The sequence below is a fragment of the Pseudobacillus wudalianchiensis genome (assembly GCF_001685015.1).
In the GTDB taxonomy this organism is placed as follows: Bacteria; Bacillota; Bacilli; order Bacillales; family Domibacillaceae; genus Pseudobacillus; species Pseudobacillus wudalianchiensis.
On the sequence record NZ_MAYT01000031.1, the window covers coordinates 165141 to 185319 of the forward strand.

Annotated in this window: 20 protein-coding genes; 9 read left to right on the forward strand and 11 right to left on the reverse strand. The window is 41.6% G+C overall.

What is annotated here, in order from left to right:
• Nucleotides 1–70: 70 nt before the first annotated feature.
• Nucleotides 71–934: a cobalamin-binding protein gene (locus A8F95_RS20235; RefSeq protein WP_065412204.1), complete on the reverse strand. Its 864-nt coding sequence runs from the start codon at nt 932–934 to the stop codon at nt 71–73.
• 184 nt (nt 935–1118) lie between these two features.
• Here A8F95_RS20235 and A8F95_RS20240 point away from each other — a divergent pair, with 184 nt between their 5' ends.
• The 5 genes from A8F95_RS20240 (at nt 1119) to A8F95_RS22755 (ending at nt 7076) form a co-directional block, all read left to right on the forward strand.
• Complete coding sequence (locus tag A8F95_RS20240; protein WP_245671463.1) at nt 1119–2777, forward strand: acetolactate synthase large subunit; 1659 nt, start codon at nt 1119–1121, stop codon at nt 2775–2777.
• A 114-nt stretch (nt 2778–2891) separates the two neighbouring features.
• Nucleotides 2892–4391: a leucyl aminopeptidase gene (locus A8F95_RS20245; protein ID WP_065412206.1), complete on the forward strand. Its 1500-nt coding sequence runs from the start codon at nt 2892–2894 to the stop codon at nt 4389–4391.
• A 130-nt stretch (nt 4392–4521) separates the two neighbouring features.
• Entirely contained in the window at nt 4522–5337 is an 816-nt protein-coding gene (locus tag A8F95_RS20250) for an STAS domain-containing protein (RefSeq protein WP_065412207.1), read from the forward strand.
• A 140-nt stretch (nt 5338–5477) separates the two neighbouring features.
• Entirely contained in the window at nt 5478–6797 is a 1320-nt protein-coding gene (locus A8F95_RS20255) for a Na+/H+ antiporter family protein (protein WP_065412208.1), read from the forward strand.
• 105 nt (nt 6798–6902) lie between these two features.
• Nucleotides 6903–7076: a hypothetical protein gene (locus A8F95_RS22755; protein ID WP_176713774.1), complete on the forward strand. Its 174-nt coding sequence runs from the start codon at nt 6903–6905 to the stop codon at nt 7074–7076.
• 78 nt (nt 7077–7154) lie between these two features.
• Here the strand turns inward: A8F95_RS22755 and nhaC are convergent, their stop codons facing one another.
• Complete coding sequence (nhaC, locus tag A8F95_RS20260; RefSeq protein WP_065412209.1) at nt 7155–8618, reverse strand: Na+/H+ antiporter NhaC; 1464 nt, start codon at nt 8616–8618, stop codon at nt 7155–7157.
• 256 nt (nt 8619–8874) lie between these two features.
• On the opposite strand from nhaC, the gene A8F95_RS20265 reads away from it, so the two are divergent.
• Nucleotides 8875–9261 carry a hotdog fold thioesterase gene (locus A8F95_RS20265; protein WP_077247474.1) on the forward strand — a complete coding sequence of 129 codons (387 nt, stop codon included), beginning with the start codon at nt 8875–8877 and terminating at the stop codon, nt 9259–9261.
• Between the two features lie 64 nt (nt 9262–9325).
• Nucleotides 9326–9709, forward strand: a complete 384-nt coding sequence (locus tag A8F95_RS20270) for a DUF2188 domain-containing protein (protein WP_065412210.1) — start codon at nt 9326–9328, stop codon at nt 9707–9709.
• 172 nt (nt 9710–9881) lie between these two features.
• Here A8F95_RS20270 and mnhG read toward each other — a convergent pair whose 3' ends face one another.
• From mnhG to A8F95_RS20305, 7 genes are read right to left on the reverse strand one after another with little or no spacing between them, the layout of a single operon-like run.
• A complete protein-coding gene (mnhG, locus tag A8F95_RS20275; RefSeq protein WP_049663986.1) occupies nt 9882–10220 on the reverse strand; it encodes a monovalent cation/H(+) antiporter subunit G in 339 nt (112 codons plus the stop codon).
• Nucleotides 10204–10473: a Na(+)/H(+) antiporter subunit F1 gene (locus A8F95_RS20280; RefSeq protein WP_425415042.1), complete on the reverse strand. Its 270-nt coding sequence runs from the start codon at nt 10471–10473 to the stop codon at nt 10204–10206. Before A8F95_RS20280 ends, mnhG begins: the two co-directional genes overlap by 17 nt.
• A gap of 14 nt (nt 10474–10487) precedes the next feature.
• Nucleotides 10488–10964, reverse strand: a complete 477-nt coding sequence (locus A8F95_RS20285; RefSeq protein ID WP_065412211.1) for a Na+/H+ antiporter subunit E — start codon at nt 10962–10964, stop codon at nt 10488–10490.
• 6 nt (nt 10965–10970) lie between these two features.
• A complete protein-coding gene (locus A8F95_RS20290; protein ID WP_065412212.1) occupies nt 10971–12452 on the reverse strand; it encodes a Na+/H+ antiporter subunit D in 1482 nt (493 codons plus the stop codon).
• On the reverse strand, nt 12445–12786 hold the full coding sequence (locus A8F95_RS20295) for a Na(+)/H(+) antiporter subunit C (RefSeq protein ID WP_041094411.1): 342 nt from the start codon (nt 12784–12786) through the stop codon (nt 12445–12447). Before A8F95_RS20295 ends, A8F95_RS20290 begins: the two co-directional genes overlap by 8 nt.
• Complete coding sequence (locus tag A8F95_RS20300) at nt 12786–13208, reverse strand: Na(+)/H(+) antiporter subunit B (RefSeq protein ID WP_065412213.1); 423 nt, start codon at nt 13206–13208, stop codon at nt 12786–12788. The genes A8F95_RS20295 and A8F95_RS20300 overlap by 1 nt, the downstream gene beginning before the upstream one ends.
• Nucleotides 13198–15615, reverse strand: a complete 2418-nt coding sequence (locus tag A8F95_RS20305) for a Na+/H+ antiporter subunit A (RefSeq protein WP_065412214.1) — start codon at nt 15613–15615, stop codon at nt 13198–13200. Before A8F95_RS20305 ends, A8F95_RS20300 begins: the two co-directional genes overlap by 11 nt.
• Nucleotides 15616–15990: 375 nt before the next feature.
• Between A8F95_RS20305 and A8F95_RS20310 the strand changes: the two genes are divergently transcribed.
• Complete coding sequence (locus tag A8F95_RS20310) at nt 15991–16548, forward strand: DUF5366 family protein (RefSeq protein ID WP_065412215.1); 558 nt, start codon at nt 15991–15993, stop codon at nt 16546–16548.
• 205 nt (nt 16549–16753) lie between these two features.
• Here the strand turns inward: A8F95_RS20310 and A8F95_RS20315 are convergent, their stop codons facing one another.
• Nucleotides 16754–18604 carry a transglycosylase domain-containing protein gene (locus A8F95_RS20315; RefSeq protein ID WP_065412216.1) on the reverse strand — a complete coding sequence of 617 codons (1851 nt, stop codon included), beginning with the start codon at nt 18602–18604 and terminating at the stop codon, nt 16754–16756.
• A gap of 444 nt (nt 18605–19048) precedes the next feature.
• Between A8F95_RS20315 and kapD the strand changes: the two genes are divergently transcribed.
• Nucleotides 19049–19663: a 3'-5' exonuclease KapD gene (gene kapD / locus A8F95_RS20320; protein ID WP_281181804.1), complete on the forward strand. Its 615-nt coding sequence runs from the start codon at nt 19049–19051 to the stop codon at nt 19661–19663.
• Here kapD and kapB read toward each other — a convergent pair.
• Entirely contained in the window at nt 19660–20052 is a 393-nt protein-coding gene (kapB, locus tag A8F95_RS20325; protein ID WP_065412241.1) for a kinase-associated lipoprotein KapB, read from the reverse strand. The two genes, kapD and kapB, sit on opposite strands and share 4 nt — an antisense overlap.
• Nucleotides 20053–20179 lie beyond the last annotated feature (127 nt).

Consider the following 20179-nt stretch of genomic DNA (forward strand, 5'->3'; position numbering starts at 1 on the left):
GCCGATTGAGCGGCCGTTTTTTGTTTTTCAAATACAATTATTTTATGATCAAATAGGGCTATATTATGATTCAAAATTGTAATTTTTCATTCAAACTTGGTTCTTTATTATTTACCAAACTGCCCTTTTCGAGAAAGAGAGAATCTAGTTTAAGAGATTGAAATGCCTCCGGATGAACCATTTTCGCTAGCTTCTCTAAGCCAATGATGAGGCGTGGCGATGGCCGGCAGAAAAATTTTTCCTCCATTACAGCTATGCGCTGCTCTTTCACGGCTGTAAGTTCTCCCCATCCCGGCCGCTTCAATACAATAGCCGGATTGATCTTTTCAGTTTGAACTCCTACCCAAGAAAGCAAAATAAAGTCCGGATTTCTCTTTTTTACGTCTTCCCAATCAGTTTGGAAATTAGCTGTGTCTTGATCGGCAAATACATTATAAGCGCCAGCCAGCTCGCTCATTTCTGTTAGCCAATTCACTTTCCCAGGGGTAAAAACAGGTTTAGGCCACCATTCCCAATAAAGGGAAGGGCGTTTCTCAATCGACGAAGCAAGCGAGTGAAATTGTGCCAGCTGCGTCCGATAACGCTCAGCACCCAGTTTTCCTTGTTCTGAAACGCCGCATGCTTTTCCTATTTCTTCAATTGATTCTCCAATATCCGCTAATGACTGCGGGTTAGTGACAATATGAGGAATACCTCGGGCTTGCAATTTTTCTACATTTTTCTCCATGCCTGGAACACTTAATGAGGCAATGACTAAATCCGGCTGCAGAGCTTCCACTTTCCCCATATCAATATCAAGATCAGGACCGAGCCGAGGCAAGTGACGAACGTCAGCCGGCCAGTCAGAATAATCATCCACACCGATAAGCTGAGAAGTTAAACCGAGAAATTCTATTACTTCTGTATTACTTGGACAAATAGAAATAAGTCTCATTAAAACGCCTCCTTTTCTTCAATAGTAACAGATTCTCTCGTGTAAAAGAGCTGTTTAAAGATTCTTCTCTTTCCGTTTATTCAACCGCCATCGTGGAAAAGGGGAATTAAGTTTAGTATCCAACAGTGATTGGTCATATCACAAGTCTATTATTGGATTGAGAGATGCATACTTAAGCTGAAGGATGAATAAATCGAAAAGGGTGTGGCAAATGAAGGTAGCTGAATTAGTTGTGAAGTGCCTTGAAAATGAAGGAGTTGACTATATTTTTGGTGTGCCAGGGGAAGAAAATTTGGATATCATGGATGCACTTCTTGATTCAAGTATTGAATTTATTGTTACGAGGCATGAGGCAAGTGCAGCATTTATGGCTGGTACGTATGGAAGACTTACAGGCAAGCCGGGTGTCTGTTTGTCAACATTGGGGCCAGGAGCTACGAACCTATTGACCGGTGTGGCCAACGCCAATATGGATCATTGCCCATTGGTAGCGATAACCGGACAGGCAGGCCTGGATCGCCAGCATAAAGAGTCCCATCAATATTACGATTTAGTTTCTGTATACAAGCCTGTTACGAAGTGGAACACCCAAATCAAGACAGGAGAAATCGTTCCAGAGGTTGTCCGGAAAGCATTTAGAGTCGCTACTCAGGAAAAGTCAGGGGCAACCCATATTGATCTTCCAGAAGATATTGCTGGCATGGAGGTAGACGAAGCACCGTTAAATCTGATGGACCATACTTTAGCAGAAGCGAGTGAACGGGTTATTAGAGAAGCGGTTAATTTGATAGAACAAGCAGAGCATCCGCTTATTCTAGCTGGAAATGGAATTGCAAGAGGAAATGCGGCAGCCAGCTTACGCACGTTCGTTGAAAAAACATCTATTCCAGTTGTTCACACCTTTATGGGGAAAGGCGCCTTGCCTTGGAACAACGAACTCAGCCTGTTAACAGCAGGCATGGCGGGGAAAGATTACATTACATGTGGATTTACAAAAGCGGATTTAATCATCGCTATAGGATTTGATATGGCTGAATATCCTCCAGAAAATTGGAACCCCGATGGAGCTGTGCCTATTTTGCATATCGACACACAGGAAGCAGAAACGGACGCTTGTTATCCTGTGAAATTAAATGTGCTTGGGAATATCGATGAGAATTTAAAAGAACTAAGCTCTGCTCTATCATTCACAGAAAGAAATAATGGCTGGGTTTTAGAAGTTCGTCAGGAGGCACTGGCTGAATTAGAAGAATATAAAGACAGCCAAGCTTTCCCTGTAAAACCACAAAAAATTCTTTCGGATGTGCGGTCAGCTTTAGGTGAAGAAGATATTCTAATTTCTGATGTTGGCGCTCACAAAATGTGGATAGCGCGAATGTATCATACGTATGAGCCAAATACATGCTTAATCTCAAATGGATTAGCCTCCATGGGAGTGTCTGTTCCTGGAGCGATCGCCGCTAAGATGGTCTATCCGGATCGTAATGTGGTGGCGATATGCGGGGATGGCTCGCTCCAAATGTCCAGTGCTGAACTGGAAACGGCTAAGAGATTAAATTTGCCGATTGTTATTTTGCTTTGGAGAGACGGTGGATACGGGTTAATAGAGTGGAAGCAGCTTAAAAAATTCAAACGATCATCGAACATTAAGTTCGGCAATCCGGACTTTATCCAGCTGGCCAAGTCATACGGGTTTGAAGCAATCGAAATAAAAAAAGCTGAACAGCTGAAGCCGGCTATTGAAGAGGCAATTTCCCTAAAAAAGCCTGTATTGATCGACTGTCCGGTAGATTACAGTGAGAATATGAAGCTAACTGAAAAACTAGGCGATCTGCTTTGCTAGTATGGATCATGTTGATGCACTAAACAGATTGAATTTCCACTATTCCAACTCCTACTAGGGAAGACATTCGTTCCTTCAAAATCTTTCCTGTATAATGGAAATGGAGGTGTAAGGATGTTCAGTGTAAAAAAACAATCTTTTTATGATCAGAAAGAAGAAGTTTTACTTATCGGCCTTTATGACCGTCCTCTCAAGTTTGAAGGAGAACTCGCTAAGCTGGATGAGGCAATGGATGGACAACTAACTGAACTTGTGAAAGAAGGGGACATTTCTGCAAAGCTAGGTGAAACAGCTGTCATTCCTGTGCTAGGGAGAATTCCTGTTAAAAGGCTTCTTTTTATCGGGCTCGGCAAAGAAAAGGAAGCAGATTTTCATGAACTCAAAGAAGCGATCGGTACAGCCGCACAGAAAATGAACAAAATAAAGCTCAGCTCTGCAGCAGTCGCCCTCGATAGCTTTGTATGTGAAGCGATTGAGTATGACGAGGCTGCACAGGCTTTTACTGAAGCGTACGGTCTTGCTTCCTATCAGTTTAAAGGGTACAAGCAGCCTTCTAATGAGCCAGAGCAATGGATTGAACAAATTACAGTGTACACCGAAGCAGACTTAGAAGAGGTGAAAGCTGCTCTTCATGTTGGTTACGTGCTTAGTCAGGGAACGAATTCTGCCCGTACATTGGCAAATACACCAGCGAATCTAATGACTGCAGCTGACTTAGCAGAACACGCGAAGCAATTAGCTGACAAGTATGGTTTTGAAATTGAAATTCTTGAGAAGGAAGACATGGAGAAGCTCGGCATGGGTGCCTTGTTAGCTGTTAATAAAGGTTCCGTAGCGCCTCCTAAAATGATTACATTAAAATATCAGCCAAGGGAAGAGTGGGAAGATGTCCTTGGTTTTGTTGGAAAAGGAATTACTTTTGATACTGGCGGCTATTCTCTCAAGCCGAAGGACGGCCTTGTCGGCATGAAAATAGACATGGGCGGTGCGGCTGCTGTATTGGGAGCGATGGAAATTATAGGTGAATTGAAGCCGGATCAAAATATAGTGGCCGTTATTCCGTCGACAGACAATATGATTAATGGTGAGGCATTGAAACCAGATGATGTCATTACGTCTATGAGCGGCAAAACAATTGAGGTGCTCAATACAGATGCAGAAGGGCGTCTTGTGCTCGCGGACGCTATGACGTACGCTAAGCATCATAAAGCGGATTATCTAATAGATGTAGCCACTTTGACAGGAGGAGTAATTGTAGCGCTTGGAACAGACAAAACAGGTGCTATTACAAATAATGAGAAGTTTTTGGAAAAGGTAGTGGAAGCATCTAAAGAAGCGGGAGAATTTGTTTGGCAGCTGCCGCTTACAGAAAAAGATAAAAAACGGATTCGCAACAGTAAAATTGCAGATTTAAATAATTCTCCCGGACGTGAAGGCCATGCTATTATGGGAGGCGGCTTTATAGGTGAATTTGCAGAAGAGACACCATGGGTTCATTTGGATATTGCCGGCACGGCCGATACGAACAAAGCAGGAGCTTTAGGTCCCGCTGGAGCTACAGGCGTAATGGCACGTACACTTGCCTTGTTAGCTATGAGAACAACAGAGGAATGATGATCATAAGAGAGATGCCAAAAGGAGAAAGGTGTGCATCTCTCTTTGTCTAGTTTAAAAACAATTTAATGTTTCCGATTCCCTTTTTAGACTATAATAAGAAAAAAAGAAAATGGAGAAGTGAGAGACGATGACTGGCATTTCGAAAGTGTCTGCTTATTTACAGGAGCATGCGAAAGAACTAGCTCGTGACATTGTACATACGGTTGTTCCGAAATTTGAAACACACGTGCCTGAGCAGGAAGTTGAGGCCGCCATTCTCGTGTATACAGACTTCATCGCCATGTTAGGAGAAGCCATTTTATCTAAGAAAGGAAAGGTACCGGAAGGACTGCTTGAGTGGAGCCAAAAGAACGGAGAACGGACAGCTGCTCATGGAGAGAAAATTTCTATTATTGTGGCCCGGTATCCCTATACCCGGATTGTCTTTGTAGAAAAACTGACGAATGCCTCCTTAAAGTTCGGTTTAGCGACTGAGGAAGTGACATTTATTAATACTCAGCTGAATTACATGCTGGATATCAGTATGAATGAAACCGTTCTTGCTTTCGAAAGAGTGACAGCTGCGATCATTAAGAAAGCGCGCACAGAAATCATGGATTTATCGGCACCCATTGTTCCCCTGCGTGATGGTCTCGCTGTATTGCCGCTTGTTGGCTCTATAAATGAAGAGAGAGTTCAATATTTGGTAGAAAAGGCTATTCCTAAAATGGCTGAAATGCGATTAAGATGTTTGATTATAGACTTTTCAGGTATCCTTCAAGTCGATGCCATGGTCGAGAAGCATTTATTAGACGTTTATCACATTCTTGGTTTGCTTGGCATTAAAGCTATTGCGACAGGGATTCGTCCGGATCTGGCTCAGAAATTGGTGAATATTGGCTCCGACCTTTCTTCTATCAAGACCTATGCAACCGTTAGGCAGGCGATGGAACAGATCAAATAAGCATAGTCATTTTTTAAAACCTTCAATTTTTTGAAGGTTTTTTCTTTTTGAAAATCCATTGACATCAATCCCAAAAGTTTGTTATCTTACGTTTTAGTTCACTACCATTTTAGCATAGTAAAGTGAAAGGGGCATCTTAGATGAATGCAGTTGTAATAGCTGTTCTCGTTATGCTCCTCCTCAGTCTATTTCGTGTAAATGTTGTATTTTCATTGATTACGGGTGCGCTGATCGGGGGAGTCGTCGGGGGCTTAGGAATAGAAGGGACGGTCAGTGCTTTTACTGAAGGAGTTGGCGGCGGAGCGAATGTAGCACTTAGTTATGCAGCGCTTGGCGGTTTTGCGGTAGCTCTTTCTAGCACGGGTCTTCCAAAGGCGCTTGTAGAATTTGTATTAAAACGGATAGGGAAGAAAGAAGAGGCACGGAAGAAGAAATTACCTAAAGCGCTTATTATCTTTTTTATTTTGCTAGTATCTATTTCTTCTCAAAACTTAATCCCGATTCATATTGCTTTTATCCCAATATTGATTCCGCCGCTATTGCAAATTTTAAATGAAATGAAAATAGATCGGCGCTTGATTGCTTCTGTCATTACCTTTGGTCTCGTAACACCGTACATGTTACTGCCTGTCGGGTTTGGGCAGATTTTCCATCAAATTATCACGTCTAATATCATAGAAAGTGGATTAAAGGTAGAGATGGATGATGTGTCAAAAGCGATGATTTATCCAGCACTCGGTATGATCTGCGGCTTGCTGATTGCCGTTTTCTTTTCTTATCGAAAGCCGAGGGAATATGAAGAAAGAGTGACAACCGTTGCAGAGGCGGAGACAGAAGGTTATACAAAGTCAGGGATTGTTATAGCGATAATCGCTATTATTGCCGCCCTTGCAGCCCAGCTTTGGACTGATTCCATGGTATTTGGTGCATTGGGAGGCATTGCTGTTTTATATGTAACAAGAGTGTTGCGCTGGAATGAAGCAGACAGTATACTTACGGACGGAATGAGGATGATGGCGTTCATCGGGTTCGTTATGATCGCTGCTTCTGGCTTTGCGAAAGTAATGAGTGCCACTGGAGATGTTGAACGACTCGTAGAACAAGCAGCGGGTATTATCGGAGGTAATCAGGCACTTGGTGCGTTATTAATGCTGATTGTCGGCTTACTTGTGACAATGGGGATTGGCTCATCCTTCTCAACTGTCCCAATTATTGCGACGATCTTCGTACCGCTCTCTCTTGAACTTGGTTTCAGTCCAATGGCTACCATTGTTCTTGTTGGAACAGCCGGCGCGCTAGGAGATGCAGGTTCGCCTGCATCAGATAGTACGCTCGGACCGACAGCTGGTTTAAATGTAGATGGACAGCATAATCATATTTGGGATACATGTGTCCCAACGTTCCTGCATTATAATCTGCCTGTTATCTTATTTGGCTGGATCGCTGCGATGATTTTATAGAAACAGTATCCTTTATACGAAAGTATGATTGATAGAGCAGCCCATCCCTTTTTCTTTCTTCTCGCATAAAACATAGTAGGCAGAGAAAAAGGAGGCTTTTTAACAATGTATAGAAATGAACGGTTTCTTCCTTTTGTCGGCGGTCCGTTTGTTGGAGGACTGCTCGGAGGATTAATCGGTGGAGCGATTGCGCGCCCATTTTTCGGATATCGCCCTTTTTATCCTCCGTATCCGCCATATCCTCCTTACGGACCCTTTGGGCCTTACGGTTACTATTAATAAGAGAATAAAAGGACCTCCGCATCTATGTTCGGAGGTCCTTTTATTATTTACAGACAGACGCTGAGAAAAGAAAGATTAAAAAGCTTGAGACGTGCGGGCCAACTCTTTTTCAGCTGTTCCTTTCAGTGCTCGTTCCTCTGCATCTAAGCGATCGATCTCTTCCTGAGAAAGCTTTGTAATTTTAAAACCAGTGAAACCATAAAGAATCGCCATTAATGGGCTAATCAGGCATAATAAAGCATACGGCGCGTATTGAAAGGTTGAAACGCCGAGAGTAGCCGTCATAAAGGCTCCACATGTATTCCAAGGAACGAGCGGTGATGTCATTGTACCGGCATCTTCCAGTGTCCGTGATAGGTTCTTTGGATGAAGCCGGCGCTTTCTATAGGCTTTAATATACATCCGTCCGGGCAGAAGAATAGATAAGTATTGATCACATGCAATAACATTGGCGGTAATGCACGTAATAACAGTAGTCGTAATTAAGCTTCCTGTCGACTTGGCCAGTTTCAGCAAATTGTTGACGAGAGCCTCAAGCACGCCGCTTACTTCGAGGATGCCCCCGAAGCTCATAGCAATCATAACGAGAGAAACAGTATACATCATGGCTTCTGTACCGCCGTTATTTAATAAGTTATCCAGGACTTCATTGCCTGTATCCATTTCGAAACCATACACCATAATCGCTAATATTTCTCCAATAGCTACCCCTTGGACGGTAATGGCGACAATTCCTCCTAAAATCGAGCCAATGACGAGACCGGGAAGAGCCGGCGTTTTCATAGCAATCAGCGTTAGCACTACAATCGGAACGAGTAAAAGCCACGGGCTAATGATAAAGATGTCACTTAACTTGCTTTGAAGGGCAGTAATTTCATCAATTCCAGCCCCTTTCCCTTTAAAAGAAAGACCCATAAAGAAATAAATAACAACAGAAATCACTAAGGCTGGGATGGTCGTATACAGCATGTGACGAATATGGTCAAATAACTCCACCCCGGTAATTCCAGGTGACATATTCGTTGTTTCAGAAAGAGGTGAAATTTTATCGCCAAAGTAACAGCCGGAAATAACTGCACCAGCTACCATCGCCAAATTAACACCAAGGCCTGCTCCAATTCCCATTATCGCGATGCCAATAGTGCCAGCTGCTGTCCAAGCATTTCCTGAGGCAATGGCAACTATGCTGCAAATAACAGCGGCAGCCGGGAGGAAATAAGCAGGGGATAAAATGTCCAGTCCGTAGTAAATCATCGTCGGCACAATTCCACCGGCAAGCCAAGTCCCGATGATTGTTCCGATGACCATTAAAATAAGAAGGGCCTGCATCGCCAATGTTACCGCGTTAATGATCCCTTTTTCGATTTCCCGCCACGTATGACCGAGGTAGATGGCAATAATTGCTGCTACTACCGCGCTTAATAAAAGGGGAATATGGGCGTCTGCTTCAAAGACAAAAATACCAGTAAATAAGAATGTGACCATCGCAATAATGGGAATTAAAGCGATGGCAAGTGATGGTGTTTTAATTTTTTTCACTATCATCCCTCTTTTTTATTATTTTTTATATAATAGATTGCAAGAATCATACCAAAAGATAGAATTATCTGAAAAATGTTGAGTTTATGCGAAAAAAAGTAGCTTTATGCGCCAAAGAATAAGAATAAAAAATTATTTTTATGTTTTTTTGCATAAAATATTTAACTTTGCATAAAAGAGGTTTTTTACTTTAAAAGAAGAATGTAGTATAGTGAATCGTTATTCACTTTTTAGGAAGAAAGAGAGGAAGAATCAAGTGAAAGACACACACAACTTATCACACACATTAGGCATGGAATTTGTAGAAATTAGCGAAGGGAAAGTAGTCATGACAATGCCGGTTGATGAACGGACTCATCAGCCACTCGGCTATTTGCACGGCGGTGCTTCTGTTGCTTTAGCGGAAACAGCAGCAAGTGTCGGAACAGCTTATTTAATTGATCAAAAAACACAAATATGTTTTGGGCTTGAAATTAATGCCAATCATATTAAGGCTAAAAGGGAAGGGATTGTTACGGCTACAGCACAAGCTGTACACCGCGGCCGAACGACAATGGTATGGCAAATTGAGATTCGAGATGAGCAGGAGGAGCTTATTTGTCTTTCACGCTGCACAGTAGCTGTCATGCCAAAGAAAGCGTAGACGTTTCTAAAAAATAAAAACAGGGAAAAAGAAGGGTAACTCAATGAGCAGGAGGAAATAAAATATGCCATGGACTAACCAGGATTACCCTGATTCAATGAAAAATCTGCCCGATAAAGTACGGGAGAAAGCGATTGAAATTGCCAATGCCCTTCTAGAAGAAGATTATGAAGAGGGGAAAGTCATTGCCATCGCGATTGATCGTGCCCGCAGCTCGGTCGGCAAAGGGCATGGAAACGATGAGGAACGCCCGGTCTATCACTTGCAGCCAAAAGAGAGCGGCGAAGGCTGGCAGCTTGTGAAAAAGGAAACAACGCACAGCATTTTAGCAGATCAAACAAAAGAAGGGCTTTCAGATAAAGCGAAAGAGTATGTAAAAGAGCGCGATGGCATTCTTGTTGTTCATCATGCGGATGGGAGTGAAGAAAGACGTCTCTATGAGAATTAAGCTTCCAAAGACCATTCTATAAAAAAACTGTGAATGGTAGATGTTATTTTTAATAATTGATTGTAGTGGAAGGCAGGGACTCTGGTGGGAAAAGCACCTGCCTGCAGCGAAAATCAATAAAGAAAAAGAAAACAGCCAGTGTTTTTCCACTGGCTGTTTTCTTTTTCTAGGATTACTTTTTATTTTTCAAATCATCGCGTACGCTCTTATCCCACAGCTTGACACCGGCATTATAGGCTGCACGGCTAATTAAGTGTCCACCGACTGGAGCGGTAATAAAGATAAACGCAATTCCGAGCAAAACGCGCGAGCTGAAGTGCCCCTCGATTAAGTAGAAATATAAAAAGCAAGCGAGCAAGATCGACATCACTCCAAGTGTGGCACTTTTAGAGGCTGCATGGTTGCGGGTATATACGTCAGGAAGCCGAATAACCCCAAAGGCAGCCGCCAAAGTAAGAAAGACGCCGAATAACAGAAAGAGAATGATCACGAGCTCAACGATCACGGTCATTTTCAATGATCTCTCCTTTCTCAAGGAACTTGGAGAAAGCAGTCGTACCGATGAAGGACAAAATGCCAAGCAATAAAATAACATCTAAAAACGCATTCGTTTTAAATAGCATAGAGAGAATGGCAATCATGGCGATCAAGTTGATGCCAATCGCGTCTAAAGCGACAATCCGGTCAGGGATGGTAGGCCCTTTAATAAGCCGATAGATGAAGCCGAGCATCGCTAAGGTAATTAAAATAAGTGACAGTTTCATAACTGTTACTAACATCAGCGGCTCACCTCCATAATCGCTTTTTCAAATGATTCTTTTATGCCGTTGATCGCATCCTGTACATCAGGTACGTCGATCGCATGGACGTACAAGATCTTTTGATCATCCGATACATCGATGACTAATGTGCCGGGAGTTAATGTAATTAAATTAGCAAGCAAGGTAATTTCCCAGTCTGATTTCAGCTCAGTCGGCAAAGCAAAAATTCCTGGTTGGATATCAAGTTTTGGTTTTAAGATCACTTTTAATACGTCGATGTTTGCCATAATCAACTCCTTAAAGAAGAGAAGAGTTAAGTAAATGATGGCAAACACACGGCGCACGTACAGTTCTGTTTTAAAGAACCGGCGCATGCCGTAAATTAAAATCAAGCCAATTAAGTATCCGATAATAAAGGTTTTGCTGTTAATGGATACTTGTAGAAACATCCACAGAAACGCCAAAAAGAAATTAAGTAAAATTTGAAAAGCCATAAGACATTACTCCTTTAACACTGCATCAATATAGATTGCCGGATGTACGAGTGCATCAGTGGCTTGAGAAATGATCGGGTACATCAATTCCGCTCCTACACCGTAAAATGCCGATGCAAGCACGAGAATGGCTCCTGGCACCCATAAAGACATCACAGGCTGATTTTCTTCACCCGGATAGTCTTTTGGCGCTCTCCAAAACCCATTCATGAAGATCTTAATAACAGAATAAAGAACGACCAGACTGGATAAGAGAACAACTAAGGAACCTACATATTCTCCTTCCGCCAGTCCTCCACGTACGATTAACAGCTTTCCAACAAATCCGCTGAGCGGCGGAATACCGGCAAGTGCGAAAGAAGCAACGAGAAACGTCCAGCCAAGCAGTGGGTATTTCTTCATCAACCCGCCCATTTTTCGTAAATCACTTGTCCCAGTAATTTTAATCATGACTCCAATTAATAAGAATAGGGCCGCTTTTACAATCATATCATGAATCGTGTAAAAGACAGTTCCTTTATATGTTTCTTCAGTAGCAACAGAAATCCCGAATACGAGCACGCCGACTGCAATAATAATGTTGTAAATCACAATCTTTTTTACGTCCCAGTAAGCGATAGCGCCGATACAGCCGACGATGATCGTAATAATGGCTAGGATTCCTAGTAGTTCATGTGTAAAAGCCTGATCATGATAAAAGAACAGGGAATAGCTGCGTAAAATGGAATATACCCCTACTTTTGTAAGCAAGGAACCGAATAAAGCGAGTATCGGTACTGGCGGTGCATAATAGGAACCTGGAAGCCAAAAGTAAAGTGGGAAGATGGCCCCTTTTAATCCAAATACGATTAGGAATAATACCGCGATCACAGTCAGGATCGGCAAATGGCCAATTTCGGCGATACGCTGAGAAATATCTGCCATGTTCAAAGAGCCAACGACAGAGTACAACATAGCGACAGCAATAACGAAAAGAGCAGACGAAATAACATTCACTAAAATATATTTAATAGATTCACGCAGCTGGATTCTTGTGCCGCCAATCACAATCAATACATAAGAAGACATGAGCATGACTTCAAAAAAGACGAACAAGTTGAAAATATCACCTGTCGTAAAAGCTCCGTTTACGCCAACCAATAAAAATTGAACGACGGGATAGTAATAAAATCGTTCACGCGCCGTACCGATCGAGCGGATGGAATATAGAATTACACACAGTGTAATCAGGGAAGACGTTGTCACGAGCAGGGCAGATAAGGTATCGGAAACAAGTGTAATTCCAAATGGCGCGTCCCAACTACCAACGTTTACTGTTTGAATTCCATTCTTTTTAACGGTAAGCAATAAAATAATAGAAGCAGTTAATGTACCAATAGCAGAAATGACAGAAAGTATTCTCTGCGCTTTAAGAGATTTAGCTAAAAAAATCAACAAAGCAGCAGTTAGGAGAGGAATAAGCAGCGGCAAAACTAACAAGTTAATCATTTGCTTCATTACCTCTCATTTCATCCATATTATCGGTACCAAGCTCCTGATAGGCTCTATAGGCCAAAACGAGGAACAAGGCTGTAACCCCAAAGCTGATAACGATGGCTGTTAAGATCAACGCCTGCGGCAGTGGATCTACATAAGAGGCCGCCTTTTCACCGAGAAGAGGAGCAGCGCCTCTTTTTAATCCGCCCATTGTAATAATTAACAAATGAGCGCCATGGCTTAACAGCCCGGTGCCGATAATGATGCGCAGCAAGCTTTTAGAAAGCATTAAGTAGACTGAGCTGGCAAAGAGGGCACCGATTACGATTGACATTAAAATTTCCATTATTCACTCTCTCCTATCGTTTGAATAATGGTCATGGTCACACCAATGACAACTAAGTAAACCCCTAAATCAAATAGCATAGCAGTATGGAGAGAAGTTTCTCCGAAAAGCGGCAAATAGACATCGCCAAACACATGGGTGAAAAAAGGAACATTAAAAATAAGCGAACCGGCTGCTGTGCCGATGGCAAATAGCAAACCAACGCCGATTAAGATTTTATAATCAATCGGAAAACCTTTCGCTACTGTTTTAATATCAAAGGCGAGAAGAAGAAGGACGATCGCCCCCGACGTCATTAACCCGCCAACAAACCCGCCGCCGGGATGATAATGCCCAGCGAAGAATAGGTGGATAGCAAAGAGAATAATGATGAAAAACACAACTTTGCTCGTTGTTTGTAAAATCACATCATTAGTTTTCATCGGCTTCTTCTCCTTTCTTTGCTAACCGCAGCTTAATGAGGCCAAAGATTCCAAGGCCGGCGATTGCCAGTACGCTGATTTCAAACAATGTATCGAATCCGCGGAAATCAACAAGGATAACGTTGACCATATTTTTACCTGCGGCTTCTTTATATGTGTTGGCGATATAGTAATTAGCGATCGAGTCAAACATTTTATTGCTATGAGAGGAGATGGACATTAACGTGATAACAGCCCCAACTCCAACAGAAATAATAACATTACCGAGTTTAAAGCCCATGCGTTCCTCGTGGCGGTTAAGCTTCGGTAAATGATAAAAACAAAGCAAGAATAAAGCGACAGATACTGTTTCAATGACTAATTGCGTTAGGGCTAGGTCTGGTGCCCGGAAAATAACGAAGAAGAGGGACACCGTGTAGCCAACTGCTCCTAAGGCAATGATGGAAGTTAACCGAGATTTAGCAAACAAAATAGTAAAGATACCGGCAGCAATAATGATCACTAATACAATCTCATACACACCAATAGGAGCTAAGTTGCTCTTATCAATGGTCAAAGCATTTTGCGTCCACATCGTGAATCCAAGGATACCGATAAAGAAAACGAAAATGTAAACGAGATAGGTACGGATAAAGCCGTTCATATACGCTTTCGTAAGTGTATACGAACCACGCTCAGCTGCGTATAAGCTCGTATCATACAAGGCATTTAGTGTTACTTTTCCAGGAAATAGTGTATATAGCTTAATCCATTTGTTTAACGTTACGTACATTAAGATACCGACAGCCACAACGCCAATCGTCATCATGAGTTCAGGTGTAACCCCATGCCAGTGAGAAATATGGACCGGCAGCTGTTCACCAGGCGCGACTAACGAAGGAACGATAGCAGCAGCGGCTGGTTGAATGAGAGTATAGGATAATAAATTTGGAAACAGCCCGAACAAGATAACGAGTGCAGCGAGGATGATAGGTGAGATCAGCATGCCAATAGGCGCCTCGTGCGGCTTTTTTTCGAGTTTCTCCGGCTGATATTTCCCGGAAAATGTCTTAAATACAAACATCATGCTGTAAATGAACGTAAAGATACTGCCGACCCAAGCAAGTACAGGAAATAATAGTCCCCATGTTTGCAAATTGAGAATATCTAAGTCAAGAAGCTGAATCATGCCGGTAAAAAACATTTCTTTACTTAGAAATCCATTAAATGGAGGAAGACCCGCCATGGAAAAGGCTCCAATTACAGCGATTGTGAAGGTAATCGGCATAAAGCTGAGCAATCCGCCTAGCTTCCGGATATCCCGTGTACCGGTTTCATGATCGATAATGCCCACAACCATGAACAAACTGCCTTTAAATGTAGCATGATTGATTAAATGGAAGACGGCAGCAACAATCGCCGCAATGTAAATGTTGTCATTTAATGAATCAAAGTGTAAAGCGGCAGCTCCAGCGCCTAAAAGCGACATAATTAACCCGAGCTGGCTAACGGTAGAAAAAGCAAGAATTCCTTTTAAGTCTGTTTGCTTGACTGCATTAAATGAGCCCCAGAACATGGTGAAAATACCAATCGCCCCAACAATCCAAAACCAGTAGCTTGAAAAAGCAAAAATAGGGCTTAAACGAGCAACTAAGTAAATTCCGGCTTTGACCATTGTGGCAGAGTGCAAATAGGCACTAACAGGAGTAGGCGCTTCCATCGCATCAGGAAGCCATATGTAAAATGGAAACTGAGCTGATTTTGTAAAGGCTCCCAATAGAATGAGGATCAGCGCTAACAAGAAGAGCGGATGGCCATTTAATTCACCGGCTTGCGAGACGAGTTCGCGTATGCTAAAGGTATCACCCATGATAGAAAGTAATAAAATACCCCCAAGCATGGAAAGGCCGCCGAATACAGTTAAGAGCATCGATTTAAGCGCTCCATAACGAGAACGTTCGCGGTCATACCAGTAAGCAATCAATAGGAAAGAAGAAATAGATGTCAGTTCCCAAAACATATATAACGTAATGAGGTTATCTGACAGCACAACACCAAGCATGGCGCCCATAAATAACAATAAATAAACGTAAAAATTGTGAAGACTTTCCTTTTCCTTTGATAAATAAAAGATGGAATAAAGCACAACGAGTGAGCCAATCCCTGTAATGAGTAAAGCAAATAATAGGCCTAATCCATCTACATAGGCAGTAAAGCGGATACCCAATGATGGAATCCAATCAAATGATTTTTCCACTGCTTGATTATGACGAGTAACTGGAAGAAACCCGATAAAATAAGTGAAAAGCAAAATTGGCAAGATCAGAACAAACCAGCCTGTATGTATGCTTCGCAGTCCTTTATAAAAGAAAGGAACTAAAATAGCCATTAAAAAAGGAGAAAAGATGGCCAAATGCAGTAAAGACAAAAAAATCCCCCCCTCATAAATTAAATCTGTAAATGTGTATAAAAGAAGGACAAATGTTTGCAGGCAACCATTCCTTTTTCAAGCTAAGCCGACCGTTGCTTGCGCAAATTTTGACCTCCTAGAGCATTATAACGTAAAAAATTACTTCCTGCATTGTCTAAAAGGGAAACTTGCTGAAAAGTCGGTCAATAATAATAAATATGTAGGAACGTGGCATAATGGCTCATTAAAAAAATTTTTATCATACTTCTTGCCCGTAACTTTCTTGCCAAAAAATGTTTGTCGCTTCCAAAAATTATTAAAAAAGAACTTGTCTTTGTTTGCTGGCTCTTGCATAATAAAATGGATTGAACGGAACAGGAGCGTATATTGTTTATGAAGAATACTTATCTAACTGGTTATTTACCTCTGATAGCTATTTTATTATTTAGTTTGTCGTTCGCTTTATTTGTCCAAGAACTCATTATCTCGTTATTTAAGAAAGTAGGTTTGTATAATGAAATGCTAGAGCTGTTCACAGAGACAGAAGTCAATTTAGTGATCACTCTTTCATTAATGATTCTCTTTTTCTTTATACTTGCTGGCTTAAAAGTGATCGCTAATACGGTAAACGAGCTGTCTCTTTTGTTTTTTTCTAAAGACACTGAAGGGGAGCTGCTAAAAACTGTTCGTAACGGCTCTATCATCTTTTTTGTCGGTGGGCTGCTTTCCTTAATTAGTTTCTCTTCAATAATTGGGATTTTGGCTATCTTTCTATTAACAGCAGCTGGCTATCTCGTTTTTTTCGTGTACAAAACAAGTCCAGCGCTTTCTATAGCTAATTTAATAGGAATTATTACTTTCCAAATTGTCTCATGGTCAGCTTTAGGAGTTGCACTTGCATTACTCGGAATGAAAATCTACAACGGGCTGCTCGGCAGCTTGCCGCTTTAAAAACCGCTTTGGCGGTTTTTTTGTGGGGAATATCAAAAAGTGAGACAAAAATAGCGGGGAAGCGTGAAGAAAAAAGTGTGAACGATGAACAACGGCGAATGAGCACAAAGACAAGGCCGCCGCTGAATAAAGGGAAAATAGCTTTTTTAAGAAAATAAAAACAGCTGCAGGATACAAGCCCTGCAGCTGTTCTTATTTGTTAATGTTAGCGCATAATGTTACGCCAGATTAATTGATTTGGTGCGTAGCTTTCTAAGTAACGTATGCTTTCTGGCAAGTCCTTTCCTACCCAGACACTTGCCGTGTACTGATCTGTTAGGCCAGAGAACCAAAGGTCTTTTGTGCTGTTTGTGGTCCCTGTTTTACCGCCAGCATACGCTTTGCCAGGGTTAGCCTTTTTAGCGGTCCCGTTTTGGATAACACCTGCTAATAGAGCACGCATTTTATAAGTCGTTGCTTTCGACCAGACTGTCTGTGGCTCATCTTTCCACTCATAAAGTAAGTTGCCTTGACGGTCTGTCACCTTTTGAATCGCATGAGGCTTTTTGAATGTGCCATCAATAAAAGAGGTATAGGCTCCTGCAATTTCGAGCGTCGTCATGCCATGTTTGAAACCGCCAAGTGCTTTGCCGTATGAATTTCGGTCTTCCTCAGTCATTCTTTCAAAATCAAACTTTTCTAAATAAGAATAGGCTTTCTCATTCCCTGTTTTTACGAACAAACGCAAAGCAGCTGTGTTATATGAATTGGCTAAAGCTGTTTTTAATGTAACCATTCCATACTCTTTTCCACTGTAGTTTTTTGGACACCAACGGCCAACGCAATATTTGTCCGCGCTGACTAGGCTATCAATGCTAGCCTGGGTAGTATCAATGTATGGTGCATAATCAAGTAGTGGCTTAATAGTCGAACCAGGCTGCCGGAATCCTTGAAAGCTTCGATTAAATTGCGTGCGGTCAAAGTTTCTTCCACCGACAAGAGCTACAATATTTCGGGAATTATTTTGAATAACAGCCGCGGATGCCTGTACGGATGAGCCGCTAAGTACGGAGTTAACGGCATTTTCAGCTTTTTGCTGTAAAGCAGGATCTAAAGAGGTATAAACAATGATGCCTGATGATCGTACTTTTTCAACGCGATCCTTTAGCTTATGCTCAATCACTGCTTTTTCATCGCCTTTAGCATTTTTCAACTGTTGATCAAAGCCTTCCGTTTTAGCAATTAATTGTGTTAATTCGTCCTCTACATAAGTTGAATAGCTGGCATATTTATCGATTCGGTCCCTCACTTGGAGTTTGATGGGTTCCTTTTTGATTGCTTCTGCTTCGGATGCGGTAATGAATTCTTCCCGCTTCATCATGTCAATTAATCGTTCCTGGCGCTTTTTTGTATTGTTGAAATGCTGGATCGGATCATATAGTGATGGGTTGTTCGGAATAGCCGCAATAAAAGCAAGCTGTGCTTTTGTTAGTTCATTCACGTGTTTCTGGAAATAAAACTGCGAAGCAGCTTCTACACCGTATACTTGATGATTAAAATAAATAGCATTTAGATAAAGATTTAAAATTTCGTCTTTATTCAGCCTTTTCTCAAGCTCATAGGCATACAATATTTCTGAAACTTTCCGGACAAGCGTCCGATCATGATTCAAATATACGTTACGAGCAAGCTGCTGTGTGATTGTACTTGCCCCCTGTTCAATTCCATCGGCTTTAGCATTCACGAGCATGGCCCGCATAACAGCTGCCGCATTAATGCCGGAGTGTTCATAAAAGTGCTTATCCTCAGACTGCAAAAATAATTCTTTTAAAAAAGGGGGGATATTTTTACCGTCTGCTATAATCCGGTAAGGCTGATGAATCTCCAAATAAGGGTTGCCATCTTTATCAACAATTGTACTTGCCTGGGAAAGATGGACGTCTTTAATGACAATCTTGTCATCGACTACTTCATCAAAGCTCCTAACTTTATGTGCTTCTGCGTTTGCAACGTAAAATAAAAACACAGCTACCGGGAGGAGTAAAACTATTAACATATAACCAAAAACTGTCCTCATTCCGTAAACCGCCTTCTTCATTCTAATTTGTTATTCTTGTGGAAAAACAAGTAAAAAAATAATCCTTTCATCATCATAATCGAAAGCCGGCAATTTAGAAAGAGGCTATCAAGAGAAAAATAGGAAAATACGAGAAGCTTTGGTGGCTGGGTAAAAAAATAGATACATTAAAAAGAAGGTTAAGAAAGTATATCTATCGGAGTTTGCCAGCAAGACTCCAATTTAGAAATTTTCTCTTTTTATTCATTTATTATGTTGATTTTATGTTTTTCTTGCAGGAATTTTCACAATGACGGGAAAGTAAGTAAATAAGTCTTGTATATTTTTTAAAAGGCAGCGGGGTTTTTAGAATGAGAAACAAGCTGTTATATACATCATGAGCAGCTAAGGATTATAATAGAATAAATCAAGGACAGCTTATTTTGGTTAAAGGAGGAGGTTTCTGTGAGTAAGAGAATCTTTTTCATTGATTTTGAGTTTTCTATGCCGGATGCTAAGTTAACGGCACGAGGATTTTATCCTGAAATTATTGAAGCGGGTATAGCGGTTGCTGAGGGAGAGAATATCGTTCACACTTTTTCTTCCTATGTGAAGCCTTCTGCCTTTCCAAAGTTAACTGAAAGATGTAAGCGTTTTTTAAAGATAGAGCAAAAACAAGTAGATGAAGGATTAGCTTTTCCAGAACTAGTCTGTTTACTCGCGGAACTAAGCCAGAAAGAGAACCAAACGGTTGTTACATGGGGCAATATGGATATGAAGGTGTTAAGAAGGAACTGTGAAGAGGCTGGGCTGACATTTCCGCTCAAAGGCCAATTTATTGATTTATCGATGGAGTATAAAACCTTCTTCGGTGATCGTAACCAGACAGGGCTGTGGAAAGCGGTGCAGGAGTATGGGAAAGAAGGAACGGGCAAACACCATCGGGCTCTTGATGATGCTCTGACTACTTATCATATTTATAACCTCGTTGAGAAAGACAAAGAATATATGAAAAAATCAAAGCCGCCGACGATCGGCGACCTCGTTGACTTTTCTAAGTTACTTAACCGCATGGCCTAAGACCATGACAAATTGTACATGAGTTCGTACTCTCTTTTAATTGCTTGCAGCGCTTCAAGGCTTTTTCTAGAGAAGTCACTTTCTTCTTGTTCCAATCTGTGTTGAAGTGCGGCAACCGCTTCTTTTAGGGACTCATTATAATCAGGGATGCTTCCCTCATAAGGCTTGACAGTTGCTGCTGGAATGTTAGCTCTTTCTGTGTAGGCAAGCGCTTTTCTCTCGTGAAAAAATGGTACATCCACCTGTTTAGGATGATGAAGATCTCCTTGAGCGGGGTGACGCAGCACGGCTAATATTTTCACTGTGTAGCCGTCCGAATGAACGCCGCTAACTTCCCCGATATACTTTCCTGTTTTATAAAAAGCTGTCACGGTTTCTCCCGTTTTAATCACAATCTTCTACCTCCTCTGCTCTCTCCACTTTACCAGAATCAATCTGTGAAAGAAATATTAGGTGCCAGCAGGTGATTTTTTTTTATCAATCAGTTAAAGTAGAAAAGGCAGAGGTGAGAGGATG